24 protein-coding genes are annotated in these 25,879 nt (G+C 60.3%); 8 read left to right on the top strand and 16 right to left on the bottom strand.

Annotated elements, in window-relative coordinates; translation table 11 throughout:
- Positions 1 to 23 precede the first annotated feature (23 nt).
- Both SGN16_RS06875 and SGN16_RS06870 read left to right on the top strand, forming a co-directional pair.
- Entirely contained in the window at positions 24 to 1,073 is a 1,050-nt protein-coding gene (locus SGN16_RS06875; RefSeq protein ID WP_210643236.1) for an alkene reductase, read from the top strand.
- 183 nt (positions 1,074 to 1,256) lie between these two features.
- Entirely contained in the window at positions 1,257 to 1,883 is a 627-nt protein-coding gene (locus SGN16_RS06870; protein ID WP_335943581.1) for a hypothetical protein, read from the top strand.
- 198 nt (positions 1,884 to 2,081) lie between these two features.
- Here SGN16_RS06870 and SGN16_RS06865 read toward each other — a convergent pair whose 3' ends face one another.
- Positions 2,082 to 2,714 carry a TetR family transcriptional regulator gene (locus tag SGN16_RS06865; RefSeq protein WP_335943580.1) on the bottom strand — a complete coding sequence of 211 codons (633 nt, stop codon included), beginning with the start codon at positions 2,712 to 2,714 and terminating at the stop codon, positions 2,082 to 2,084.
- A gap of 264 nt (positions 2,715 to 2,978) precedes the next feature.
- Between SGN16_RS06865 and SGN16_RS06860 the strand changes: the two genes are divergently transcribed.
- From SGN16_RS06860 to SGN16_RS06850, 3 genes are read left to right on the top strand one after another with little or no spacing between them, the layout of a single operon-like run.
- Entirely contained in the window at positions 2,979 to 4,136 is a 1,158-nt protein-coding gene (locus tag SGN16_RS06860) for an efflux RND transporter periplasmic adaptor subunit (RefSeq protein WP_210643233.1), read from the top strand.
- A 3-nt stretch (positions 4,137 to 4,139) separates the two neighbouring features.
- The gene (gene emhB, locus SGN16_RS06855) at positions 4,140 to 7,304 is read left to right on the top strand and encodes an efflux RND transporter permease subunit EmhB (protein WP_335943579.1); all 3,165 of its coding nucleotides are present in this window, start codon (positions 4,140 to 4,142) and stop codon (positions 7,302 to 7,304) included.
- Positions 7,301 to 8,758 carry an AdeC/AdeK/OprM family multidrug efflux complex outer membrane factor gene (locus SGN16_RS06850; RefSeq protein WP_210643231.1) on the top strand — a complete coding sequence of 486 codons (1,458 nt, stop codon included), beginning with the start codon at positions 7,301 to 7,303 and terminating at the stop codon, positions 8,756 to 8,758. The genes emhB and SGN16_RS06850 overlap by 4 nt, the downstream gene beginning before the upstream one ends.
- A gap of 76 nt (positions 8,759 to 8,834) precedes the next feature.
- Here SGN16_RS06850 and SGN16_RS06845 read toward each other — a convergent pair whose 3' ends face one another.
- Positions 8,835 to 9,185, bottom strand: coding sequence for a DUF6124 family protein (locus tag SGN16_RS06845; protein WP_335943578.1), 351 nt, complete (start codon positions 9,183 to 9,185; stop codon positions 8,835 to 8,837).
- 469 nt (positions 9,186 to 9,654) lie between these two features.
- Between SGN16_RS06845 and SGN16_RS06840 the strand changes: the two genes are divergently transcribed.
- Complete coding sequence (locus tag SGN16_RS06840) at positions 9,655 to 10,908, top strand: OprD family porin (protein WP_335943577.1); 1,254 nt, start codon at positions 9,655 to 9,657, stop codon at positions 10,906 to 10,908.
- Between the two features lie 268 nt (positions 10,909 to 11,176).
- Here SGN16_RS06840 and pcaC read toward each other — a convergent pair whose 3' ends face one another.
- The 11 genes from pcaC to pcaR form a co-directional block, all read right to left on the bottom strand.
- Positions 11,177 to 11,569, bottom strand: a complete 393-nt coding sequence (pcaC, locus tag SGN16_RS06835; RefSeq protein ID WP_011059667.1) for a 4-carboxymuconolactone decarboxylase — start codon at positions 11,567 to 11,569, stop codon at positions 11,177 to 11,179.
- A gap of 10 nt (positions 11,570 to 11,579) precedes the next feature.
- Positions 11,580 to 12,380: a 3-oxoadipate enol-lactonase gene (gene pcaD / locus SGN16_RS06830; protein WP_335943575.1), complete on the bottom strand. Its 801-nt coding sequence runs from the start codon at positions 12,378 to 12,380 to the stop codon at positions 11,580 to 11,582.
- 12 nt (positions 12,381 to 12,392) lie between these two features.
- Positions 12,393 to 13,757, bottom strand: a complete 1,365-nt coding sequence (locus tag SGN16_RS06825; protein ID WP_335943574.1) for a 3-carboxy-cis,cis-muconate cycloisomerase — start codon at positions 13,755 to 13,757, stop codon at positions 12,393 to 12,395.
- 45 nt (positions 13,758 to 13,802) lie between these two features.
- Positions 13,803 to 15,098 carry an MFS family transporter gene (locus SGN16_RS06820; RefSeq protein ID WP_210643226.1) on the bottom strand — a complete coding sequence of 432 codons (1,296 nt, stop codon included), beginning with the start codon at positions 15,096 to 15,098 and terminating at the stop codon, positions 13,803 to 13,805.
- A 189-nt stretch (positions 15,099 to 15,287) separates the two neighbouring features.
- Positions 15,288 to 15,854 (bottom strand): protocatechuate 3,4-dioxygenase subunit alpha, encoded by a 567-nt coding sequence (pcaG, locus tag SGN16_RS06815; protein WP_210643225.1) that lies wholly within the window; start codon positions 15,852 to 15,854, stop codon positions 15,288 to 15,290.
- Between the two features lies 1 nt (position 15,855).
- Positions 15,856 to 16,560 (bottom strand): protocatechuate 3,4-dioxygenase subunit beta, encoded by a 705-nt coding sequence (gene pcaH / locus SGN16_RS06810; protein WP_210643224.1) that lies wholly within the window; start codon positions 16,558 to 16,560, stop codon positions 15,856 to 15,858.
- 37 nt (positions 16,561 to 16,597) lie between these two features.
- Positions 16,598 to 17,803, bottom strand: coding sequence for a 3-oxoadipyl-CoA thiolase (gene pcaF / locus SGN16_RS06805; RefSeq protein WP_335943672.1), 1,206 nt, complete (start codon positions 17,801 to 17,803; stop codon positions 16,598 to 16,600).
- Positions 17,800 to 18,582, bottom strand: coding sequence for a CoA-transferase subunit beta (locus SGN16_RS06800; protein WP_210645124.1), 783 nt, complete (start codon positions 18,580 to 18,582; stop codon positions 17,800 to 17,802). Before SGN16_RS06800 ends, pcaF begins: the two co-directional genes overlap by 4 nt.
- Positions 18,579 to 19,436, bottom strand: a complete 858-nt coding sequence (locus SGN16_RS06795; RefSeq protein WP_210643223.1) for a CoA transferase subunit A — start codon at positions 19,434 to 19,436, stop codon at positions 18,579 to 18,581. Before SGN16_RS06795 ends, SGN16_RS06800 begins: the two co-directional genes overlap by 4 nt.
- Before the next feature lie 283 nt (positions 19,437 to 19,719).
- The gene (locus SGN16_RS06790; protein WP_335943572.1) at positions 19,720 to 21,066 is read right to left on the bottom strand and encodes an MFS transporter; all 1,347 of its coding nucleotides are present in this window, start codon (positions 21,064 to 21,066) and stop codon (positions 19,720 to 19,722) included.
- Positions 21,067 to 21,221: 155 nt separating this feature from the next.
- Positions 21,222 to 22,064 carry a pca regulon transcriptional regulator PcaR gene (pcaR, locus tag SGN16_RS06785; RefSeq protein ID WP_210643221.1) on the bottom strand — a complete coding sequence of 281 codons (843 nt, stop codon included), beginning with the start codon at positions 22,062 to 22,064 and terminating at the stop codon, positions 21,222 to 21,224.
- A gap of 598 nt (positions 22,065 to 22,662) precedes the next feature.
- Here pcaR and SGN16_RS06780 point away from each other — a divergent pair.
- Both SGN16_RS06780 and SGN16_RS06775 read left to right on the top strand, forming a co-directional pair.
- Positions 22,663 to 22,863: a hypothetical protein gene (locus SGN16_RS06780; protein WP_003184509.1), complete on the top strand. Its 201-nt coding sequence runs from the start codon at positions 22,663 to 22,665 to the stop codon at positions 22,861 to 22,863.
- A 364-nt stretch (positions 22,864 to 23,227) separates the two neighbouring features.
- Complete coding sequence (locus tag SGN16_RS06775; RefSeq protein WP_109755785.1) at positions 23,228 to 24,703, top strand: inorganic phosphate transporter; 1,476 nt, start codon at positions 23,228 to 23,230, stop codon at positions 24,701 to 24,703.
- Between the two features lie 249 nt (positions 24,704 to 24,952).
- Here SGN16_RS06775 and ccoM read toward each other — a convergent pair whose 3' ends face one another.
- The 3 genes from ccoM to SGN16_RS06760 all read right to left on the bottom strand — a co-directional run bounded on the left by ccoM (position 24,953) and on the right by SGN16_RS06760 (position 25,812).
- Positions 24,953 to 25,069 carry a cytochrome c oxidase subunit CcoM gene (gene ccoM, locus SGN16_RS06770; protein ID WP_281728956.1) on the bottom strand — a complete coding sequence of 39 codons (117 nt, stop codon included), beginning with the start codon at positions 25,067 to 25,069 and terminating at the stop codon, positions 24,953 to 24,955.
- Between the two features lie 145 nt (positions 25,070 to 25,214).
- Positions 25,215 to 25,376: a hypothetical protein gene (locus SGN16_RS06765; RefSeq protein ID WP_335943571.1), complete on the bottom strand. Its 162-nt coding sequence runs from the start codon at positions 25,374 to 25,376 to the stop codon at positions 25,215 to 25,217.
- A 94-nt stretch (positions 25,377 to 25,470) separates the two neighbouring features.
- Positions 25,471 to 25,812, bottom strand: coding sequence for an aspartate-semialdehyde dehydrogenase (locus SGN16_RS06760; protein WP_210643219.1), 342 nt, complete (start codon positions 25,810 to 25,812; stop codon positions 25,471 to 25,473).
- Positions 25,813 to 25,879 lie beyond the last annotated feature (67 nt).

Here is a 25,879-nt window from a genome sequence, read left to right as displayed (position 1 = left end):
TGATTCTGACGAGGCTGTAATTCATGACGACTATTTTCGATCCGATCACACTTGGCGACATCGAACTGAAAAACCGCATCATCATGGCTCCACTCACTCGCTGCCGCGCTGACGCCGGTCGCGTGCCTAACGCGTTGATGGCCGAGTACTACGTGCAACGCGCTTCCGCTGGCCTGATTCTCAGCGAGGCGACCTCCGTCACGCCGATGGGGGTGGGCTACCCGGACACTCCCGGTATCTGGTCCAACGACCAGGTACGCGGCTGGGCCAACGTCACCAAGGCGATCCACGGCGCCGGCGGCAAGATCTTCCTGCAACTGTGGCACGTAGGCCGGATCTCCCACCCCTCGTACCTGAACGGTGAAATGCCTGTGGCGCCGAGTGCCATCCAGCCCAAAGGCCACGTGAGCCTGGTGCGTCCGCTGGCCGACTACCCGACGCCGCGCGCGCTGGAAACTGCTGAGATCGCCGACATCATCGACGCTTATCGCGTAGGAGCCGAAAACGCCAAGGCCGCCGGTTTCGACGGTGTGGAGATCCACGGTGCCAATGGCTATCTGCTCGATCAGTTCCTGCAAAGCAGCACCAACCAGCGCACCGACCAATACGGTGGTTCCCTGGAAAACCGTGCCCGCCTGATGCTGGAAGTGACCGACGCCGTCATCGAAGTCTGGGGCGCCGGCCGGGTTGGCATGCACTTGGCACCACGCGCCGACTCCCATGACATGGGCGACGAGAACCGCCTGGAAACCTTCAGCTACGTGGCCCGCGAGTTGGGCAAGCGCGGCATCGCTTTCATCTGCTCCCGCGAGAAGGAAGGCGAAGACAGCATCGGCCCGCAACTCAAGCAAGCCTTCGGCGGCCCGTACATTGCCAACGAACGTTTCACCAAGGACAGTGCCAACGCCTGGCTGGCCGAGGGCAAGGCCGATGCCGTCGCCTTCGGCGTGCCGTTCATTGCCAATCCGGACCTGCCGGCACGCTTGAAAGCCGACGCGCCACTGAACGAGGCACATCCCGAAACGTTTTATGGCAAAGGCCCCGTGGGATACATTGATTACCCCGTACTCTGATCATTGACTGAAATAACCCAGCCCTGCCTCGAAAGAGCCAGGGCTTTTTTATGCCTTTAAATATTCGGTCAACTATCAGAACTTTCTAATCGCTCACTTCAATGCTCATATTCAGCCTGACGACAAAGCCAAACAGCCTGGTCGATCAAACTCTGATAGCGCCCTATTGAAAAGGAATTCAACATGACAAACCCAGCCGAAACCCGCAATAAAGACGATAAGCGTTTTTACGAAAAGACACTTTCACAGTTCAACTATGCAGCGCCGGATGTTTTGTATAAATACATTGAGTCGCTGGACACGAAAGAACACACCGAGATCCTCAACGCCTTGATGAAACAAGCAAAACTGAACGACGACGCCAATCAGCAGATTCAAGCGTGGCAGCAAGAAAGCATTAACCCGAACCGCACCCGTCTTATCGTAAAGTTAATCAACCATACCAATCGGGCATTTGCCGTGGGTGAAAACGATATCGACCTGGACGCCGACGAACGAGACTTCTTGAGTGTTATTCCTTGGGACATCCTGGCCTTCAAACTCGACTTCAAGTACTCCAGACAACTGGGCAGCCGCAGCAAGGACATGTACAAAAACTTCATTGTATTTGGCGACAAGGATTGCGGCTTCGTCTTTAACTTCGGTTTGCGTGTCAACACGTCTTTCGGAGTGATTTCGTCGACGCTGACACCCGTCCGGACAAACAAAGTGACCTCTATAGGCGCCACGCCAATCAAGTGCTCGACCCGAATCACTCGCGCGGCGAATGATGAACCCTATGGGTTCACCGTGGAAATCACGCTGGCTTGAAATGTGGCCCCGTCAGGTTTATCTGACGGGGCATCCAGCGACCCGCTTGGACGGTCTGTTCATACACGTTCACAAGTGCGAAACAAATCACCTACAAAATTCGCCACCGATTCCCTATCAACCAAGGCGACGTCAGTTTATAAAAGCAACCTTGGTCCACAGCTATTGACACAAACCGACGCAATTACGCATTTTGTTTCATTTGCGCAGGTTGGGGCTCAAGCGCAGCATATCCAGCCCGACTTCCACCCAGCGCTCGGCCTCACCGGCCAGGGCGAAGCTTTCAGGGGCCAGTAGCCACTGATACAAAATGCCGTCGATATAAGCATGAATAGCGATCGCAGCCTTTTCAGGGTCCAGATCGTCCGGCAACTGGCCGCGATTTATCGCGTTGCGCAACGACAGCGCAATACGCACATTGCAGTCCAGGCTGACCTCGCGCCGCTGCTGGCGCAGATCGCACATTTCATCGGTGAATTCGCACTTATGGAACAGAATCTCATTAATGCGGCGGGTTTTCGGGTCCAGGGCCACCTGCCGGAACAACTGGACCAGCAGTTTGCGAATACAGCCCAGCGGATCAAGCTCTTCTTCTCTTTCACTGGCACGGGCCAGTTCATCAAGGGGCTCGTGCAAGGTGTCGAGCATGGCCTGGAGCAGATCGGCCTTGTTGCTGAAATGCCAATAGATGGCGCCACGCGTCACACCGGCCAATGTTGCGATATCGGCCAGCGTCGTGCGCGCCACGCCTCGCTCGAAAAAGGCTTTCTCGGCCGCTTCGAGTATCTGGCTGCGCGTCTCCAGGGCTTCCTCTTTGGTACGACGGACCATGGCAATGAACACCTCAATCAGGATGAATCAGCAATGCGTAGGGATCAGCTGAGCGAATATGAGGCGGCGCTTCTCGAAACGCGTCCCGACCTCCGGATGCCTTTGTCAGGCTTTTGTAAATACAGATGGTACGCAATCTGGCTGTTTACAAACAACCATGTACGTAAGTATATTTCTTAGCATCCTACTAATTGCGTATCTCGCTCTTTTTTCACTTTCCACCTTTCGAGTGCGCCTGTTGCGCGCCTGGACCCGAGGATTTCCATGCAATTCAAGCCAGCTGTTACCGCTCTGGTTACCGCCATCGCCCTGGCATCGCTGCTCAGCGGATGCAAAAAGGAAGAGGCTGCACCTGCTCCTCCCCCTCCTCAGGTCGGCGTCGTAACGCTCAAGACCCAGCCCTTCACCCTGACCTCGGAGCTTCCAGGACGCACCAGCGCGTTCCGTGTCGCGGAAGTTCGTCCACAGGTCAATGGCATCATTCTCAAGCGCCTGTTCAAGGAAGGTGCCGACGTCAAGGCCGGCCAGCAGCTGTACCAGATCGACCCAGCCGTCTATGAAGCGAGTCTCAAGAGCGCCGAGGCCAACCTGCGCTCCACCAAATCGATTGCCGATCGCTACAAGCAATTGGTGGACGAACAAGCCGTCAGCCGCCAGGAATACGACACCGCCGTGGCCAATCGCCTGGAGTCGGAAGCCAATCTGCAGACTGCCCAGATCAATGTGCGCTACACCAAGGTCTACGCGCCGATCTCCGGCCGTATCGGTCGTTCCTCGGTAACCGAGGGCGCCTTGGTAAGCAACGGTCAGACCGACGCCCTGGCGACCATCCAGCAACTGGACCCGATCTACGTCGATGTGACGCAGAGTTCGGTCGAGTTGCTGCAACTGCGCCGCGAGCTGCAAAGCGGTCGTCTGCAGAAGGCCGGCGACAATGCCGCCATGGTCAAGCTGACCCTGGAAGACGGCAGCCAGTACCCACACGAAGGCAAACTGGAATTCTCTGAGGTGTCGGTCGACCAGACCACCGGTTCCGTGACCTTGCGCGCCGTGTTCCCGAACCCGGACCACACGCTGTTGCCGGGCATGTTCGTCCACGCACAACTGCAGGCTGGCGTGAACAGCGCGGCGATCCTCGCCCCGCAACAAGGCGTGACCCGCGACCTCAAAGGCATGCCGACTGCCCTGGTGGTAGGCCCGGACAACAAGGTCGAGCTGCGTCAGCTCAAGGCCAGCCGCACCGTCGGCAGCCAGTGGCTGATCGAAGACGGGCTCAAGGCCGGCGACCGCCTGATCACCGAAGGGTTGCAATACGTACGGCCCGGGGTGGAAGTCAAAGCCACCGAAGCCACCAATGTCGATGCCAAGAACCCGGCCCCCGCTCAGGCAGCTGATAAAGCAGCCGGCGGCAAAGGGGAGTAAACCATGTCGAAATTTTTTATCGACCGTCCGATTTTCGCTTGGGTGATTGCCCTGGTGATCATGCTGGTCGGGGCTCTATCGATCCTCAAATTGCCGATCAACCAGTACCCGAGCATCGCGCCACCGGCCATTGCGATCCAGGTGACCTACCCAGGTGCATCCGCACAAACCGTGCAGGACACCGTGGTGCAAGTCATCGAGCAACAGCTCAACGGTATCGACAACCTGCGTTATGTGTCCTCGGAAAGTAACTCCGACGGCAGCATGACCATCACCGCGACCTTCGAGCAGGGCACCAGCTCCGATACCGCGCAAGTCCAGGTCCAGAACAAGCTGAACCTGGCCACCCCGCTGCTGCCGCAAGAAGTGCAGCAGCAGGGTATCCGCGTAACCAAGTCAGTGAAGAACTTCCTGATGGTGATCGGCGTGGTGTCGCGCGACGGCAGCATGACCAAGGACGACTTGGCCAACTACATCGTGTCCAACCTGCAGGACCCGATCTCGCGTACCGCCGGTGTCGGTGACTTCCAGGTCTTCGGTGCGCAGTACGCGATGCGGATCTGGCTCGACCCGGCCAAGCTGAACAACTTCAACCTGACGCCGGTGGACGTGAAAAACGCCATCTCCGCGCAGAACGTCCAGGTCTCGTCCGGCCAGCTCGGCGGCCTGCCCGCCCTGCCCGGCCAGCAACTGAACGCCACCATCATCGGCAAGACTCGGTTGCAGACCGCCGAGCAATTCAAGGCGATCCTGCTCAAGGTCAACTCGGACGGCTCGCAAGTGCGCGTCGGTGACGTTGCCGATGTCGGCTTGGGTGGTGAAAACTACAGCGTCAGCGCCCAGTTCAACGGTGCCCCGGCCTCGGGCCTGGCGGTAAAACTGGCCAACGGCGCCAACGCCCTCGACACAGCCAAGGCCCTGCGCAAGACCATCGACGACCTCAAGCCGTTCTTCCCGCAAGGCATGGAAGTGGTATTCCCGTACGACACCACGCCAGTGGTGAGCGAATCGATCAAAGGTGTGGTTGAAACCCTGGTCGAAGCGGTCGTGCTGGTGTTCCTGGTGATGTTCCTGTTCCTGCAGAATTTCCGCGCCACCATCATCACCACGATGACCGTGCCGGTGGTACTGCTCGGTACCTTCGGGATCCTCGCGGCGTTCGGCTTCAGCATCAACACCCTGACCATGTTCGGCATGGTGCTGGCCATCGGCTTGCTGGTGGACGACGCCATCGTCGTGGTGGAAAACGTCGAACGGGTGATGAGCGAAGAAGGCCTCTCGCCCAAGGAAGCCACCAAGAAATCCATGGGCCAGATCCAGGGCGCCCTGGTGGGTATCGCCCTGGTGCTCTCGGCGGTACTGCTGCCGATGGCGTTCTTCAGCGGCTCCACCGGCGTGATCTACAAGCAGTTCTCCATCACCATCGTCTCGGCCATGGCCTTGTCGGTCATGGTGGCCTTGATCTTCACCCCGGCGTTGTGCGCCACCATGCTCAAGGCGATTCCCAAAGGCGAGCACGGGACACCCAAGCGCGGTTTCTTCGGCTGGTTCAACCGCAATTTTGACCGTAGCGTAAGAAGCTACGAGCGCGGCGTGGGCAATATGCTCAAGCACAAGGCCCCGTACCTGCTGGCCTACGTGATTATCGTGGTTGGCATGGTCTGGCTGTTCACCCGCATCCCGACAGCGTTCCTACCCGAAGAAGACCAAGGTGTACTGTTTGCCCAGGTGCAGACGCCGGCCGGCTCCAGTGCCGAGCGCACCCAGGTGGTAGTGGACAAGATGCGTGAGTACCTGCTGCGTCCGAGCAAGGACGGCGGTGAGGGCGATGCCGTGGCCTCGGTGTTCACCGTGACCGGCTTCAACTTCGCCGGTCGTGGCCAGAGCTCCGGCATGGCATTCATCATGCTTAGGCCGTGGGACGAGCGTAACGCCGACAACAGCGTGTTCAAGCTCGCGGCGCGTGCCCAGCAGCACTTCTTCGCCTTCCGTGACGCGATGGTGTTCGCCTTTGCTCCACCCGCGGTACTGGAGTTGGGTAACGCCACTGGTTTCGACGTGTTCCTGCAGGACCGCGCCGGCATCGGCCACGACAAGTTGATGGAAGCCCGCAATCAGTTCCTGGGCATGGCCGCGCAGAGCAAGATCCTCTCGCAGGTACGTCCGAATGGCCTGAATGATGAGCCGCAATACCAGTTGGAAATCGATGACGAGAAGGCCAGCGCGCTGGGCATCACCTTGTCAGACATCAACAACACCCTGTCGATTGCCCTGGGCAGTAGCTACGTGAACGACTTCATCGACCGCGGTCGGGTGAAGAAAGTGTACGTGCAGGGTCAACCCGGTGCCCGCATGAGCCCCGAAGACCTGAAGAAGTGGTACGTGCGCAACAGTGCCGGAACCATGGTGCCGTTCACTGCGTTTGCCAAGGGTGAGTGGGTCTACGGCTCGCCGAAACTGGCCCGTTACAACGGCGTGGAAGCCATGGAAATCCTCGGCACCCCGGCGCCTGGCTACTCCACGGGTGAAGCCATGGCCGAAGTCGAGGCCATCGCCAAGAAGCTGCCGGCCGGTGTCGGTATTTCCTGGACGGGCTTGTCCTACGAGGAACGTCTCTCGGGCTCCCAGGCGCCAGCGTTGTATGCCCTGTCGCTGTTGATGGTGTTCCTGTGTCTGGCGGCGCTGTATGAAAGCTGGTCGATTCCGATCGCGGTCATGCTCGTGGTGCCGTTGGGCATTATTGGTGCCCTGATGGCAACCAGCCTGCGCGGCTTGTCGAACGACGTGTACTTCCAGGTGGGCTTGTTGACGACCATCGGTTTGGCGGCGAAAAACGCCATCCTGATCGTGGAATTCGCCAAGGAACTCCACGAACAGGGCCGCACCCTGGCGGAAGCCGCCATCGAAGCCTGTAGGATGCGTTTGCGACCGATCATCATGACCTCCCTGGCGTTCATCCTCGGCGTGGTCCCACTGGCGATTTCCACCGGTGCCGGCTCGGGCAGCCAGCACGCCATCGGTACGGGCGTGATCGGCGGCATGTTGACCGCTACGATCCTGGCTATTTTCTGGGTACCGTTGTTCTTCGTGACCGTGTCGTCGATTGGCCGCCGCAAAAATGCCGACCAGGATGACACTTCTGAAACTTCTAAAGAGGCTGGCCAATGAGCAAGTCGCTCCTTTCCCTGACCATCGCCGCCATCGTGCTCAGCGGTTGCTCGCTGATCCCCGATTATCAGCGGCCCGAAACACCGGTCGCGGCGCAATACCCGCAAGGCCCGGCCTACGAAGCGGCCAAGGCCCCGGGCCAGGCCGCCGCCGAGCAGGGCTGGAAACAGTTTTTCCATGATCCGGCACTGCAACAGCTGATCCAGGTCGCCCTGGAAAACAACCGCGACCTGCGGGTCGCGGCGCTGAACATCGATGCCTACGCCGCGCAATACCGCATCCAGCGGGCGGACCTGTTCCCGGCGGTCTCGGCCACCGGTTCGGCCAGCCGTCAGCGGGTGCCGGCGCGCGCGTCGCAAACCGGTGAAGCAGCCATCAGCAGCTCCTACTCGGCCACCCTGGGCATCAGTTCCTACGAGCTGGACCTGTTCGGCCGGGTTCGCAGCCTGAGCGAACAAGCGCTGCAAAGCTACTTCGCCACCGAAGAAGCCCGCCGTAGCACCCAGATCAGCCTGGTGGCCAACGTGGCCAACGCCTACCTGACCTGGCAGGCCGACAAGGAACTGCTCAAGCTGACCCAGGAAACCCTGGGAGCCTACGACCAAAGCCTCAAGCTGACCTCGCGCAGCGCCGAGGTCGGCGTGGCCTCGGCCCTGGACCTGAGCCAGGCGCGCACGGCGGTAGAAAACGCCCGCGTGCAATTGGCGCGCTACACCCGCCAGGTCGCCCAGGATGAAAACAGCCTGACCCTGCTGCTGGGCACCAACCTGCCGGCCAACCTGAACACAAAACCGCTCAGCGATGACCTGCTCAGCGAAGTACCGGCCGGGTTGCCATCTGACCTGCTGCAACGTCGTCCGGACATCCTCCAGGCCGAACGCAACCTGCTGGCCGCCAACGCCAACATCGGCGCCGCGCGGGCCGCGTTCTTCCCGAGCATCAGCCTGACGGCCAACGCCGGCACCTTGAGCCCGGACCTGTCCGGCCTGTTCAAGGGCGGCTCGGGCACCTGGACCTTCGCCCCGCAAATCAACCTGCCGATCTTCAACGCCGGCAGCCTGCGGGCGAGCCTGGATTACGCCAAAATCCAGAAAGACATCAACGTCGCCAATTACGAGAAGGCCATTCAGACGGCATTCCAGGAAGTCTCCGACGGCCTGGCCGCACGCCGGACCTACAACGAACAGTTGCAGGCCCAGACCGCCTACGTTGCCTCCAACCAGGACTACTACCGCCTGGCCGAGCGCCGCTACCGCATCGGCGTCGACAGCAACCTGACCTTCCTCGACGCCCAACGCCAGCTGTTCAGCGCCCAACAATCGCTGATCACCGACCGCCTTTCGCAATTGACCAGCGAGGTCAATTTGTATAAGGCACTGGGGGGCGGCTGGAATGCCGATACCGGTAAGAACGAACCGGTGAAAGAAGAAGCGCCAGAGACGAAGCTGTTCTGATAGATGCTTGAACGCTGAACATGAAGCCCACCGAAAGGTGGGCTTTTTGTTTGTGCGTGTTTTAACAGCGACTGGGTTAACGCGGGTCGACGATATCCAGCGCTCGATTGGCCAACAACTCACTCAATTCAATCATCTGTGCCACACCTAGTGCGACATGCCGCCGAGAGCCTTTCAGATCGAACGCCAGGTCGCTGACCATGGCACTGGCCGAGGCCAGGGTTTCGCTGAGGTTCGCCAGTAGACTCTCGGTGTCGAGGGTATCGATGACAGTGAAAACTTGAGTTGAGGTTTTGGGTTTGGGATCAGGGTGGGTGCCCAGATGGTAATCGAGTGCTCGGTCTGCGGCCTCTTGGAGCTTGTCTGGATCGGGGTCGTTGTAGGGGAAGGTGCTCTCTGACGGCGAAGAAGGGTGATGTTTTTTCATAACGGCGCTCCTGCATCAATTGGATGCCCGAAACGTTGGGTCCGGGCGCTGGCGCCTAACAAATTCGGCGGGCTTGCAGTCCCGGTCGCTGGATGGGCAGCGACACGAACAAGCTAGAGATGCCGCTTCCGAGCAGCAACCTTAAAACCTCGTCGGAAAAATCGCCGCGTCTGTCAGACCGGCCACAAATTCTGTGGGAGCGAGCAAGCTCGCTCCCACAGGTTCTTCATCCAGCCAATCGGCCTTTTTGCCGTTCGATAATCGCCCAAAACCCGCAAACAGCAATTGAACCGATCCCAGGCGGCCCTTCACCATCGCTCGCACAAAACCAATAACAACAGGTTCGACGCCATGCCCACACGCCCTACTTCGTCCGGCTGATCAACAGAGCGCCCAGATCCACCGCACCGTCTGCAACCCAAGGTTGCGGCAACGACTCGCTTCGCCCACAACAATTAGAGACACGCCCATGAAACCCACACAGCACTTGTTCCCCAGCCTCATTGCCGTAGCCCTGACCAGTACCGCCCTGCCCGTCCTGGCCGCAGAATCGGGGTTTGTCGAAGATGCCAAAGCCACGCTGAACCTGCGCAACTTCTACTTCAACCGCAACTTCACCAACTCGAATGCCACCCAGGGCAAAGCCGAGGAATGGACGCAGAGTTTCATCCTCGACGCCAAGTCTGGCTTCACCCAGGGCACGGTCGGTTTCGGTGTCGATGTGCTGGGCATGTACTCGGTCAAGCTTGATGGTGGTCGCGGCACCGCCGGCACCCAGTTGCTGCCCGTGCACGACGACGGTCGCCCGGCCGACGATTTCGGTCGCCTGGGCGTGGCCCTCAAGGCCAAGGTGTCGAAAACCGAGCTGAAGGTCGGTGAGTGGATGCCGGTGCTACCGATCCTGCGCTCCGACGACGGTCGTTCCCTGCCACAAACCTTCCGCGGCGGCCAGGTCACCTCCACCGAGATCAGCGGCCTGACCCTGTACGGCGGCCAGTTCCGCGCCAACAGCCCGCGCAACGACGCGAGCATGGAAGACATGTCGATGAACGGCCGCGGCGCGTTCACCTCCGACCGTTTCAACTTTGGCGGCGGCGAATATGCCTTCAACGAAAAGCGTACCCAGGTCGGCGTCTGGTATTCGGAACTGTCCGACATCTACCAGCAACAATACTTCAACCTGACCCACAGCCAGCCCATCGGCGACTGGACCCTGGGCGCCAACCTTGGCTACTTCATCGGCAAGGAAGACGGCAGCGCCCTGGCCGGCGACCTGGACAACAAAACCGCGTTCGCCCTGCTCTCGGCCAAATACGGTGGCAACACCTTCTACGTCGGCCTGCAGAAAGTCAGCGGCGATGATGCCTGGATGCGCGTCAACGGCACCAGCGGCGGCACCCTGGCCAACGACAGCTACAACTCCAGCTATGACAACGCGAAGGAAAAATCCTGGCAAGTGCGCCATGACTTCAACTTCGCCGCCGTCGGCGTGCCGGGCCTGACCCTGATGAACCGCTATATCAGCGGCGACAACGTGCACACCGCCACGGTTGACGATGGCAAGGAATGGGGCCGGGAAAGTGAGCTGGCTTATACCGTGCAGAGCGGTGTGCTGAAGAGTCTGAATGTGAAGTGGCGTAACTCGACGATGCGCCGGGATTACGGCACCAATGAGTTCGATGAAAACCGGTTGATCGTCAGCTATCCGATCAGCTTGCTGTAAAAACCAACATGGGTGGAGGCTGTACCGGTGTGGGAGCGAGCTTGCTCGCGATGGCGTCATCTCATTCAAGATCGATGCACGATGACCCAGCGCTTTCGCGAGCAAGCTCGCTCCCACAGGGGATTTTTGGGGTGGATGCAGATCCGGTGACCAGATCAATGTGGGAGCGAGCCTGCTCGCGATGACGTCATCACATTCAACATCGTCGCAAGCTGACCCAGCGCTTTCGCGAGCAAGCCCGCTCCCACAGGGGATTTGTGGGTGGATGTTAAGACCGTGATTCGATGCCCAGTTCGTCCCACACCGACTCAGCCAGGTGGAATGTAGCGTTGGCCGCCGGAATGCCGCAGTAGATAGCGCTCTGCATGATCACTTCCTTGATCTCGCTGCGGCTCACGCCGTTGTTGGCGGCGGCGCGTAAATGCAGTTTGAGTTCTTCGTTGCGGTTCATGCCGATCAGCATGGCAATGGTAATCAGGCTGCGGGTATGGCGCGGCAGGCCCGGGCGGGTCCAGATGTCGCCCCAGGCGTGACGGGTGATCATCTCCTGGAATTCGCTGTTGAACTCAGTCAGGGCATTGAGGCTGCGGTCAACGTGGGCATCGCCCAGCACCGCTCGGCGCACTTGCATGCCTTCGTCGTAACGTTGTTTCTCGTCCACAGAAAACTCCTCAGGCGCGGCCAGAATCAAGCAGGAAATCCAGCACCCGCGCGCTGAACGCGGCGCCGGCCTGGACGTTGGACAGGTGCGCGGCGTAGAACTCGGCGTACTCGGCACCGCTGACCCGCTCCTGGATAAAATGCCCACCCGACGGCGGCGTCACGGCGTCTTCGGTGCCAGCGATCACCAACAGCGGTACGCGGATCGACGACAGTTGCTCGCGAAAATCGGCATCACGCACCGCTGCACAGTTGGCCGCGTAGCCCTGGGGCGAAGTGGCGGCGAGCATGTCGGTGATTTTTTTCGCCGTCGCAGGCTGCGCCTCGGCAAAGTCGGGGGTAAACCAACGGGCAATCGAGGCATCGCGCAACGCTACCATCGCGGCCTGGCCATCACGCAGCACGGTTTCGATGCGTGGGTTCCACACCGAGGGATCGCCGATCTTGGCGGCAGTGTTGCACACCACCAGTTTGTGTAGCCGCTCACCGGCATTGATCCCCAGCCATTGGCCGATCAACCCGCCCATGGACAAACCACAGAAATGCACCTTGTCGATGCTCAACTGATCAAGCATCGCCAGCACATCGCGGCCCAGTTGTTCGATGCTGTACGGTCCTTCGGTGACCAGCGACTGGCCATGGCCGCGGGTGTCGAAGCGCAACACACGAAAGTGTTCGCTGAAGGCCGGGACCTGTGGGTCCCACATGTGCAGGTCGGTGCCCAGGGAGTTGGAGAGCACCAGCACCGGGGCGTCTTGCGGCCCGTCCAATTGGTAATTCAGATCGCCTTCGGCGAGTTTGACGAATCCCACAACAATCTCCTTTCAGGCGTTCAAGGCAAGGTGTTCGGCCACCGCCCGGGCGACCCAGGTCTGGGCCTGGCCGAGGTAGTGGGCGGGGTTGAGTAGATGATCGATTTCGGCGGCGGACAGCTGCGCGGTGACCTGGGGTTCATCCCCCAGCACGGCGCGCAAATGCCGTTGCTCGGCCACCGCGCGCTTGCAACATTGCTCCAACAGATGATGCGCAGTGTCACGCCCGACACGCTGGGCCAGGACGATGCTCACCGCTTCGGCCAGCAGCAACCCCTGGGTCAGTTCCAGGTTGCGGGCCATGCGCGCTGCGTCGACTTCCAGCCCATCAGCCAACAACCGCGCCTGTTGCAGGGCACCGGATACCAGGCAGCAGATCTCCGGCAAGGTTTCCCATTCGGCGTGCCACAGGCCCAGGCTGCGCTCATGTTCCTGAGGCATGGCGCTGAACAACGTCGACAACAAACCAGGCACCCGCGTCGCCGCGCCGATCAGCACCGCCGCGCCCACCGGATTGCGCTTGTGCGGCATGGTCGAGGAACCGCCCTTGCCCGGCGCCGACGGTTCGAAGGCTTCGCCGGCCTCGGTTTGCATCAATAGGCTGATGTCGCGTCCCAACTTGCCCAAGCTGCCGGCGATCAAACCCAGCACCGAACCGAACTCCACCAGACGATCGCGCTGGGTGTGCCACGGCTGTTCCGGCAGGCTCAGTTGCAGCTCGGCAGCCAACGCTTCGGCGATGGGCAGGGCCTGCTCACCCAATGCGGCGAGCGTTCCGGAGGCGCCACCAAATTGCAGCACCAGCAAGCGCGGCTTGAGCTCTTTCAGACGTTGGCGGCTGCGAGTAATCGACCCCAGCCAACCGGCGATTTTCATCCCCAGTGTCACCGGCGTGGCATGCTGCAGCCAGGTGCGCCCGGCCAGCGGCGTGGCAGCGTAACGTTCGGCTTGGCGGGCCAGGGTGACGGCCAGTTGCGCCAGCTCGTCCTCGATCAGCGTCAAGGCTTGGCGCAGTTGCAGTACCAGCCCGCTGTCCATCACGTCCTGGCTGGTAGCGCCCAGGTGCACATAGCGCTCGGCTTCGGCGTCCTCGCTGGCGATGCGCTTGCCCAACGCCTTGACCAAGGGGATCGCCGAATTGCCGGCGCTGGCAATCGCTTCGCCCAACGCCGAAAAATCGTACAACTGGGCACGACAGGCATTCTCGATCGGAGCCACCGCGCGCTGGGGAATCAACCCCACCCGCGCCTCGGCCCGAGCCAATGCCGCCTCGACATCCAGCATGGCCTGGACCCGGCCCGCATCGCAGAACACCTCGCGCATGTCGCGGGCGGTGAAGTAGGCATCGAACAGCTGATTGCCCGGTCGTTCGCTCATAAACAGTCCTTGGGAGCGCCGGCCTCACGGGCCGGCGCAGTTGAGTCAAAGGTCGTGGTGCAAATACGCCGGTTGCTTGGGCAGGCGCAGGCTGAACAGGAACGCCACCACCATCATCACCGTGACATACCAGTAAAAGGCGTTTTCCATGCCTTGGGCTTTCAAGCTCAGGGCAACCCACTCGGCCGAACCACCAAAAATCGCATTCGCCACCGCGTAGGCCAACCCTACGCCCAGCGCCCGCACTTCGGGGGGAAACATCTCGGCTTTTACCAGACCGCTGATGGAGGTGTAGAAACTGACGATCGCCAGCGCCAACGTGATCAGGATAAATGCCAGAAATGGGCTGCTGATGCTTTTGAGAGTCAGCAGGATCGGCACAGTGCACAACGCACCCAGGGCACCGAACCAGAGCATGGAATTACGTCGGCCGATCTTGTCCGCCAGCATGCCGAACAGCGGCTGCATGCACATATAGAGGAACAACGCGCCGGTCATGATGTAGCTGGCGGTCTTGGCGTGCAGGCCGGCGGTGTTCACCAGGTATTTCTGCATGTAAGTGGTGAAGGTGTAGAAAATCAGCGAACCGCCGGCGGTGTAACCCAGTACGGTGATGAACGCCGCCTTGTGGTTGCGAAACAGCGCGGCGATGCTACCGGCATCCTTGTTCTCGCGCATTTCCTTGCTGCTGGTTTCCTTCAGGGAGCGACGCAGGAACAAGGAAATCAATGCGGCCACGGCGCCCACCGCGAACGGGATCCGCCAGCCGTAGGCGCGCAGTTCGTCTTCGTTGAGGAACTGTTGCAGGACCACCACCAGCGACACCGCCAGCAGTTGCCCGCCGATCAACGTCACATACTGGAACGAGGCAAAAAAGCCGCGCTGGCCCTTGAGGGCGACTTCGCTCATGTAGGTGGCCGTGGTGCCGTATTCGCCGCCCACCGACAGGCCTTGCAGCAAACGCGCGAGCAACAGCAGCACTGGCGCCCAGACGCCGATGTCCTTGTAAGTGGGCAGGCAGGCGATGAGTAACGAGCCGAAGCACATCATCAGCACCGAAATCATCATCGAGTTCTTGCGCCCGTGACGATCCGCCACCCGACCGAAAATCCAGCCACCGATGGGCCGCATCAGGAATCCGGCGGCGAACACGCCCGCGGTGTTGACCAGTTGCACCGTGGGGTTGTCCGACGGAAAAAACGCCGGCGCGAAATAGATCGCGCAGAACGCATAGACGTAGAAGTCGAACCATTCGACCAGGTTACCGGATGAGGCGCCGACGATGGCGAAGATGCGTTTGCTGCGTTCTTCGCCGGTGTAGTGACTGATTGGGATAGCCATGGGTTACTCACTCGTTAGGGACTTAACAAAGTCTAGACACACTTCGTAACAGCCCCGTTCCACAGTTTGTGTTGCCTGTGGCGCAGCCATGTGGGAGCGAGCCTGCTCGCGATGAGGGCAGCTATTCAAAATGGATGCAAGCTGACCCACCGCTATCGCGAGCAAACTCGCTCCCACAGGTGTAATCACTCAATAATCGAAGAACACCGTCTCGGCATCGGTGCCCTGCAGGACCACGTTCCACTGATACACACCCGAAGCATCGGGCTTGCTCACAATAGTGGCGCGACGTTCCTCAGGCACGCAGGCCAGCAGCGGGTCGCTTTCGTTGGCCTGTTCGCCATCGAAGTAAATGCGTGTCAGCAGATGCTTGACCAGCCCGCGGGCAAACACCAGCACCACCAGGTGCGGTGCCTGGGTCGTGCCACCCAGTCCCGGCACGGTGCCCGGCTTGATGGTGGTGAACCGAAAGCGCCCTTCGGCGTCCACCGGCACCCGGCCGAAGCCTTCGAAGTTCGGATCCAGGGGTTTGTCCTGATCGTCTTCAGGGTGGGCGTATTTACCGGCCGCGTTGGCCTGCCAGACTTCCAGCATGGCGTCGTTGACGAACTGGCCATTGCCGTCGATTACCTGCCCGGTGATCGCCACGCGCTGGCCAAGGGTTTGGGCGACGGTCAGGTCTTCGCGGTTCAGCCAGGTCAGGCCAATGTGGTAATAGGGGCCAACGGTGTGGGACGTGGTGGCGGTAAGCGTCATCTTATTTCTCCATCGGCGTGGCATCGCGGCCGCGCAAAACGATGTCCCAGCGATAACCGAGGGCGTAGTGAGGGACGGTTTTTTCCAAGTCGAAACTGGCGATCAGGCGTTCCTTGGCGCGAGTGTCCGGTACGCAGTTGTAGATCGGGTCGTAAGCCAGCAGCGGGTCCCCGGGGAAATACATCTGCGTCACCAGGCGCGTCAGAATACTCGGCCCGAACAGCGAGAAATGGATATGCGCCGGGCGCCAGGCATTGTGATGGTTGCCCCACGGATAGGCGCCGGGCTTGATGGTCTGGAACTGATACCAACCGTCAGCATCGGTGACAGTGCGGCCGGTGCCAGTGAAGTTCGGGTCCAGCGGCGCGTCGTGGTTGTCGCGGTCATGGTTGTAGCGCCCGGCGGCGTTGGCCTGCCAGATCTCCACCAGGATGCCCGGCACGGGCTGACCGTGCTCATCCAGCACGCGTCCGTGGATAATGATCCGCTCCCCCTGTGGCTCGCCGGCATGCTGGGCGGTCAGGTCGTTGTCCTTTTCCTGCACGCGGTCGGCGCCTATGGTCGGACCGGTGATTTCCGACAGCGAGTGAGGCAGATACACCAACGGCTTGGACGGCGAGCGCAGGTTGGTGGACTGGTACGGTGGGTGCAAATACTCCGGCTGAGTGCCCGCTTGGGGGCGACGATAACCAGGCTTGTCAGTCATGCAGCGTTCCTCGGTTTCTTATTAGTAGAACGACGGGTCAGACGCGTTCGATCGCCAGCGCCAGCCCTTGGCCAACACCGACACACATGGTCGCCAGGCCTTTTTTGCCGCCGGTCTTTTCCAGATGATGCAGCGCCGTCAGCACCAGCCGCGCCCCGCTCATGCCCAACGGGTGGCCGAGGGCAATGGCGCCGCCGTTCGGGTTGACCTGTGGCGCATCGTCCGCCAGACCCAGCTCGCGCAGCACCGCCAAGCCTTGGCTGGCAAAAGCTTCATTGAGTTCGATCACATCGAAATCGGCGACCGCCAGCCCCAGGCGTTCAGTGAGCTTGCGCACCGCAGGTACCGGGCCGATGCCCATCACCCGAGGAGCCACGCCGGCACTGGCCATGCCCAGCACTTTGCCTCGCGGCGTCAGGCCATGTTTCTTGACCGCTTCGGCGGACGCCAGGATCAACGCGGCCGCCCCATCGTTGACGCCCGAGGCGTTGCCAGCCGTAACGGTCTTCTCCGGGCCGTTGACCGGCTTGAGCTTGCTCAAGGTCTCCAGCGTAGTGTCGGCGCGAGGGTGTTCGTCCTGCTCGACCACGGTTTCGCCTTTCTTGTGGGCGATGCGCACCGGCACGATTTCCTCGGCGAAAAATCCTGCGGCCTGAGCCACCGCCGTGCGCTGTTGGCTGCGCAAGGCGAAAGCGTCCTGGTCGGCGCGAGATACGGCGTAATCATCGGCCACGTTGTCCGCTGTCTGCGGCATCGCATCCACACCGTACTGGGCTTTCATCAATGGGTTGATGAAGCGCCAGCCAATGGTGGTGTCTTCCAGTTTCATGTTGCGCGAGAACGCCGCGTCGGCCTTGCCCATCACGAACGGCGCGCGGGACATCGACTCCACACCGCCAGCGATAGCCAATTCCATTTCGCCGCTGGCGATGGCGCGGAACGCCGTACCGATGGCGTCCATACCCGAGGCACAGAGGCGGTTGAGGGTTACGCCGGGAATGCTCTGCGGCAAGCCCGCCAGCAACAGCGCCATACGCGCTACGTTGCGGTTGTCTTCGCCAGCCTGGTTGGCGCAGCCGAGGAACACCTCGTCCACGGCATTCCAGTCCACCGACGGGTTACGCTCCATCAGCGCCTTGATCGGCACGGCCGCCAGGTCATCGGCGCGCACGGCGGACAAGCCGCCGCCGAACCGGCCAATGGGGGTTCGAATCGCATCACAGATATAAACGTCACGCATCAGGCTTCTCCCGGTGCCTGGCCATGGGCCTTGGCAGTGCGAGCCTCCAGATCGCGCAGTGCGCGCAGTTCCAGTTCGGTCGGCTCGGCGGTGGTTTGCACCTGGTCGGCGAAACGAATCGCCCATCCGGTGGCGGCTATGACTTGCTCGCGGGTCACGCCCGGGTGCAGCGCAGTGACCACGAATTCGTGAGTGCCGGCTTCCGGTTCCATAATGCACAGGTCGGTGATGATACCCACCGGACCAGCACCCGGCAGGCCCAGGCGCTTACGGGAATCACCGCCCTCGCCGTGCCCGACCGAGGTGATGAAATCCAGTTTGTCGACAAATGAACGCGCCGACTGCTTGAGGATGATCAATACGCTCTTGGCCGAACCGGCGATTTCCGGCGCGCCACCGGCGCCCGGCAAGCGGACTTTCGGCTGATGGTAGTCGCCCACCACCGTGGTGTTGATGTTGCCGAACCGGTCGACCTGGGCCGCGCCGAGGAAACCGACGTCGATGCGCCCGCCCTGCAACCAGTAGCGAAAAATCTCACCGGTGGGTACGACAGTGTCCGCGGTTTCCGCCAGTTCACCGTCACCGATGGACAGCGGCAGTACGCTGGGCTTGGCACCAATCGGACCGGACTCGTAGATCAGGACCACATCCGGCGCCGAAGTCAGCCGTGCCAGGTTGGCCGCTTTCGACGGCAGGCCGATACCCACGAAGCAAACGGCGTTGTTCTTCAACCGACGGGCCGCGGCAACGGTCATCATTTCATTGGTGGAGTACGTCATTATTTCGCCTCCGAAGCGGCTGCCAGTCTGGCCTGGAACTCACTGAAGTCTTTAGTGCCGTGGATGTATTCGTTGATCCACGCGGTAAAGGTCTCACGATCCCGGGCGATGGGGTCCCACGCTTGGTAGAAACGATTGTCACGTTCGGTGTAGCCGTGGGCGTAGGACGGATGCGCGCCGCCCGGGACGTGGCAGACCGCGCTCAAGGCCCAGGTCGGCAGCACGCAGGCGTTCATCGGCGCGTTCAGGTCGTCGACGATTTCCTCCACAGTGACGATGCAGCGCTTGGCGGCCAGGGCCGCTTCTTTCTGCACACCGAGAATGCCCCACAGCAGCACGTTGCCCTTGCGGTCGGCTTTTTGGGCGTGGATCACTGTGATGTCCGGGCGCACCGAAGGCACAGCGGCCAGGACTTCACCGGTGAAAGGACAAGTCACGCTTTTGATCAGCGGGTTGACCTTCGGCAGGTCAGAGCCGGCGTAGGCCCGCAGCACCGCGAACGGTAGGCCAGAGGCCCCGGCAACGTAGGCATTGGCCAGGTCGGCGTGGCTGTGTTCCTCGATCTCCAGAGGGTGCGGCCATTGCTTCTCTACCGCATCGCGCAGACGGTGCAACGAACCCACGCCAGGGTTGCCACCCCAGGAAAAAATCAACTTGCGAGCACAGCCGGCGCCGATCAACTGGTCGTAGATCAGGTCAGGCGTCATCCGAACCAGGGTCAGATCTTTCTTGCCCTGACGAATGATTTCATGACCCGCCGCCGTCGGAATCAGGTGAGTAAAGCCCTCGAGCGCGACGGTATCGCCGTCGTTGACGAATTGCTTCACCGCGTCGTGCAGCGAAAGGATTTCAGCCATGGGCAGGCTCCCGTTTTTCAGTAGACCGACATGAAGAAAAAGGCGCGAGGTTAAGCGCCGGAGTGACTGAAGATTAAGCTGCGGAAAAAGGCCAAACAATCCGATAATCGACTGAGTGTTCGTTTATCGAACAGATTGTTGTTTGGCTATCGATTCCCTCGAACACGCAGAACACCTGTGGGAGCGAGCTTGCTCGCGATGGCGGTCAGTCAGCACCAGATAGGTTGACTGACACACCGCTATCGCGAGCAAGCTCGCTCCCACAAGGGATCATGTTCCCGCCTCAGGTCGCATCCGCATGGCTGACCATGCCCTTGATCACCACCGCAGTGGTCGCCAGCGCAGCCGGGATCACCAGGGCGGTCAGGACCTGTTCGAAGTTCCAGCCCAGGCCTAGCAAGGTCGCGCCCATCCAGGCGCCGAGGATCGCGCCGAAACGACCAATGCCCAGCATCCACGACACACCCGTGGCCCGCCCTTGGGTTGGATAGAAACGCGCCGCCAGGGACGGCATCGCCGATTGCGCGCCGTTGACGCACATGCCGGCCACCAGCACCAGGGTGGCAAGCAAGGTAATGTTGCCCAGGCTCTGCCCTACCGCGTAGGCAAATATCCCGGCCATCAAATAGAAAAGTCCGATGACCTTGTGCGGATTGAACCGGTCCATCGCCCAACCCACCCCGACGGCGCTCAACACACCACCAAATTGGAACAACGCACCGATAAACGCCGCCTGCTCCATGCTCGCGCCGCTGTCGCGCATCAGGGTCGGCAGCCAGCTGGTCAGTAGGTAAACAATCACCAGGCCCATGAAATAGGTCAGCCACAGCAACAAGGTGCCGGCGCTGTAGGTGCCGGAGAAGATCACTGCCAGCACGTTGCGGGCCTTCACGGTTTTCTGTTCCGGCACGCTGAAGCTCGCTGCTTGGGCGATGGTGGCCGGGTCAATCGGCGCCAGGGCCTTGCGCACTTTGTCGGTGCCACGATTGCGCACCACCAGGTAACGCGCCGACTCCGGCAGCCACAACAACAGAGCGACCGCCAGGATCAACGGCAGGATCCCGCCGATCAGCAACAGGCTGTGCCAGCCGAACGCCGGGATCAGCTTGGCGGAGATGAACCCGCCACCGGCCATGCCCAGGTTGAAGCCGCAGAACATGCTGGTCACCAGCAGGGATTTCTTACGCTCCGGGGTGTATTCCGACAGTAAGGTGGTGGCGTTCGGCATTCCGGCGCCCAACCCCAGGCCGGTGAGGAAGCGCAACACCAGCAATTGATCGACGCTGGTGCTATAGGCCGACGCCAGGCTGAACGCGCCAAACAGCAGGACCGCGCCCACCAGTACGACTTTTCGTCCGAAGCGGTCAGCCAAGGGGCCGGAACCCAGCGCACCGAAGACCATGCCGATCAGCGCGGCACTCATCACCGGGCCAAGACTGGCGCGATCGATACCCCAATCCTGGGACAGGGCCGGGGCGATGAAGCCCATGGCCGCTGTGTCGAGGCCGTCGAGGAAGACAATAAGGAAGCAGAGAATCACCACCCGCCACTGGTAACGCGAGATAGGCTGGGCATTGATAAAGGATTGCACATCGAGGCAGTTGCCTACGGAGGTCTGGGGCTGGTTCATTTTATTTTTATTCCACGCGAAAAACGCAGGCGAACGGGATCGCCATCCGGTCGAGCCTGGCTCGATTCACGCCGGATGACGCTGGCGCGACATTAATGAGGCGCGGCAAACACCGTCAATTCCGCGGAGCCGACTCTGTGCGTTTATCGAACAGCTTAAGTGAACAGCTGCGCGCTCAAGTCGCGGCTTGCCGCCAGCAGGCCTGGCAGGAAGCGCTGCTCCAACTCGCTGCGGCTGACCCGACCGGCATGGGTACTGACGTTCAGCGCCGCCACTACCTGGCCGGAAGCGTCGTACACCGGCACGGCAATCGAACGCAGGCCCTGCTCCAGTTCCTGGTCGACGATGCACCAGCCTTGCTGCCGGACTTGTTGCAGGCATTCGAGCAATGCCTCGGGCGTGTGCAGGGTCCGACTGGTCTTGGCCTGCAAGTCAGCGTGGTCGAGGTAATCACGCAGCGAGGCGTCGTCCAGGGCGGCCAGAAGTATCCTGCCCATTGACGTGCAATAGGCCGGCAGGCGCCCGCCGACCGAGAGGTCCACGGAAATCAGTCGCTGGGTGGTGGCCGATCGGGCGATATAGAGGATATCGTCGCCTTCGAGCGTCGCCATGTTGCAGGCCTCATGCAACTGTTCGCTCATGCGGTCCAGGTACGGCTGGGCAGAAACGGCCAGGGGTGTCGATGACAGATAAGCGTGACCGAGGGTCAGCACCTTGGGCAACAGAGAATAGGTTCGTCCGTCAGTCGTGGCGTAGCCGAGCTTGATCAAGGTATGCAGGCAACGCCTGACGGCAGCGCGGGGGATTTCCGTGCGGTGGCTGATCTGGGCGATCGTCAGGTGCCGCTTGCGCTCCTGGAACGCCTGGACCACCGCCAGCCCCCGGGCCAGGGACGTCATGAAGTCCGGGTCACCGGTCAGGGCCTGGATTCGCTTGGCCGGCGAGGCGACGATTGGAGGCGCTACTGATGCGAAGGCGTTGCGCAGTTGGTCGTTCATGTCTGGTCCTTCCCGGCGAATGACGGCTATTACAAGCGGTTGCCCAATGGACAGACAAGGGCTTGGCCGCCAAGATCGTTCGATTATCGAACCAGCAACCGATAATCGCAATCAGGCTGATCTGCGTAACAATCCACATCGCCTGCCGAGACGACTCGATAAAAAGTTGAAGATCTTCCAGGCGGTTTGACTTGAACACAGTGCACCGGATATTGAACTTGTCACCTTTGATGGCGTCAGCATACCGGCACTTGTCGGATAGGTCCTGTAACCTAACGGCTATAAGTTGCGCATACAAAACATGGATTCACACAACAACGGATACTTTTAATTTTTCCCGGTAGTGTTCTTCAAGTGGACCGCTATAATGCACTTCAGTGACGCAACGGCCAATCGACCGTTCTCGTCCGCAGGCACTGCGCTTATCCCGCAGTGTCAGCAACAGGTGCCCGAAGCCCCTTAAAGGCCGCTTCCCCTGTATTGGCAACAACACGAAGCCCTGATGCTACGTCAGCTGTCAGCTCTGGTGCCGTGGCCGTCTGCGTGTCTACCATGCAGTGCGTATCACCAGATGCATTTCAATTTATTAGGTAAAACTGTGACGAAAGACGAACTGCGCGCGGAACTTGAGCGCCAGGAACAACGTTACAAGGAAGTTTACGGCGGGGAAGTCACCACCTACGCCGCGCAGCCTGAACCAGAACGCAAACCCTGGCGTAAACGCGCCACCGTTCAGGACCAGGCATTCACCCAGGAACTTCAGAAAATGGAAAAAGAACTTAAAGCCGAAGAGCAGTGACGCTTTAGGCTTGATGTTCTTGTGAAGCGGTATCCGGCCAACACCCTGGCCGGAAGCCGAGACTGGACGCCCGTCATGAGCGGGCCGCCCTCTCCTCCGTCAATGGTCGAGGAATGGTCATTGCCGAACTTTTTTCAGATATTTCATACAACCACCTGAGGCCTCCACCAGCTTCGGGACGATCTTGCCGTTCGCGCTTTCCACCCCGGAATCAATGGGTTGCAAGCCCCTCCGAGAACCTCGGTCCAGAGGGCTTCTTACAAATTATTTCGTTGAAGAATGTTACCGATGAGCAGGCAATGCATCGATTGCCATGGTTTTCTGGCATAATCGCGCCCCCTTACGACCGGGTCAGAAAACCTTCATGATCGATTTATTCAGCGGACTGGATGCTTGGGTGCTTGTGAGCCTCTTGCTCGCCCTGGCTTTTGTCCTCGCCTTCGAGTTCATCAACGGCTTTCATGACACCGCTAACGCGGTTGCCACTGTTATCTACACCAAAGCCATGCCGCCTCATCTGGCGGTGTTCTTTTCCGGTGTGTTCAATTTCCTCGGTGTACTGCTGGGTGGCGTGGGAGTGGCGTACGCCATCGTCCATCTGCTACCCGTGGAGCTGCTGATCAATGTGAACACCGGACACGGGCTGGCCATGGTGTTTTCGCTGCTCGCAGCGGCCATCACCTGGAACCTGGGCACTTGGTACTTCGGTATCCCGGCTTCCAGTTCCCACACGCTGATCGGCTCGATTCTCGGGGTCGGCCTGGCCAATGCGTTGATCAACGATATTCCGTTGGCCGACGGGGTGAATTGGCAGAAGGCGATCGATATCGGTGCCTCCCTGGTGTTCTCGCCAATGGCCGGTTTCCTGATTGCCGCCCTGGTGCTGATCGGCCTGAAATGGTGGCGCCCGCTGTCGAAGATGCACAAGACGCCGGAACAGCGCCGCAAGATCGACGATAAAAAGCACCCGCCGTTCTGGAACCGCCTGGTGCTGGTGATCTCGGCCATGGCCGTCAGCTTCGTCCACGGCTCCAACGATGGTCAGAAAGGCATCGGCCTGATCATGCTGGTGCTGATCGGTATCGTGCCTTCACAGTTCGTACTCGACCTGAGCAGCACCACCTATCAGATCGAGCGAACCCGCGATGCGACCTTGCACCTGAGCCAGTTCTACCAGCGCAACAGCGAATCGCTGGGTGAATTCCTGGCGTTGGGCAAAAGCGTGGAAGGCGATCTGCCGGAAAAATTCCGCTGCAACCCGCAGCAGACCGAACCCACCATTGACGCCCTGCTCAGCACCCTCAAAGGTGTGGCGGATTACCATTCGCTGCCTTCGGAAAGCCGTATCGAAGTACGTCGCTACCTGCTCTGCCTGGACGACACAGCGAAGAAAGTCGGCAAGTTGCCAGGCCTGGCCGCCCGTGAGAAAGACGACCTGAACAAGCTGCGCAAGGACCTGACCGGCACCACCGAATACGCCCCGTTCTGGGTGATCCTGGCGGTCGCCCTGGCGCTGGGCCTGGGCACCATGGTCGGCTGGAAGCGTGTGGTGCTCACCATCGGTGAGAAGATCGGCAAGCAAGGCATGACCTACGCCCAGGGCATGTCAGCCCAGATCACCACCGCGTGCATGATCGGCATGGCGAACATTTTCAGCCTGCCGGTCTCCACCACCCACGTACTGTCCTCGGGCGTGGCCGGCACCATGGTCGCCAACAAGAGCGGCCTGCAAGGTGGCACCGTGCGTAACATCCTGCTGGCCTGGGTGCTGACCCTGCCGGCAACGGTGGCACTGTCGGCCGGGTTGTTCTGGCTGGCGTCCAAAGCCCTGGGTAGCTGATTCCCACGGTTTACAAAGAAGGTGCGATCCTTGCGGGTCGCACCTTTTTTTGTGCCCAAACACCCGACAACTGTGGGAGCGAGCTTGCTCGCGATAGCGGCGTGTCAGCCACTATATACATTGGCTGACTGACGCCATCGCGAGCAAGCTCGCTCCCACATGGTTTTATGTGGAACAGAAAAAATCGCAAAAAAAAGGGCGACCGAAGTCGCCCAAAATGCCTTGCGTGCTCGTTGTCGCTGGAAAGACCTACGGCTTTTTGCGCTTGTGCGCGTCTCTCCAGATAAATAATCCAAAAACCGCGAAAAATACGAACATGAGGCCGACCGTCAACACCCCGGCAAACACCACATTATCGAAAAACATGACTAGCCTCCTGGTCTTGCCCCTGTTGCGATGGGTTCAAGTTAACCAATCAGGCCTGGATGAAAATTGACCGGGGTCAATAACGCCCGCAACGGGGCGCAAAGGTGGGGGAATAACTGATCTGCATCAATGGATCGAGGGGGATTCAGCGTTTTTTCGGTTTGTTTTTCGACTTTTTCTTGGGTTTGCCCAAAGGCATCGCTTGCTCGAAAGCCAGGCGGACTTCGTTGAGGCGCTTTTCGTTGAGGTCGTGAACGCGCTTGGCGCGCTCAGCGCTGAGGTCGATCAGTTTGTCGTCTTGGCTCATGGCGTGTCGGCATCGTGCAGTGAAGTGCGGATGCGCCCATGATGCGGGCTGTTGACGACGTTGACCAGCCTGCGTACGTCGGCAAACGCCTGAATCAGATCTGGATATCGACCCACAGGCCCTGGCGCGACTCTTCTTCCATCAGCGGCACCACCGGTACGGTGTTATCGGCATTGAGTTCGGTACCCGGTACGGCCAGGTGCTCTTCGGGGTCCTCATCGGCTTCGCGGTGGCGCTTGTCGCGCTCCTGTCGACGACGCTGTTCCTCGCGCAGCAGCAGCGCGGCCTCCTCTGGATCACGATTTTGCAGGTCGATAGTGCTTTCATTGGAGCTTTGCTGCACCGGGACCACGGGCGGTATATCCGGTCGCTGGCGGATCGGATCCTGTTGAGCCGTAATGGGGACGGCGCTCAAAGGAAGCATGGGTGGCAACATAAAGGTCTCCTGTCTTCAGGTTGTCGGCTGCAGTAATGGCGACTTGAACCGCCGGTCTGAAACTTGT

The sequence above is a fragment of the Pseudomonas sp. G166 genome (assembly GCF_037027455.2).
Classification (GTDB): Bacteria; Pseudomonadota; Gammaproteobacteria; order Pseudomonadales; family Pseudomonadaceae; genus Aquipseudomonas.
The sequence above is the reverse complement of the archived record's forward strand: the minus strand, read 5'-3'. Positions and strand labels throughout refer to the sequence as shown.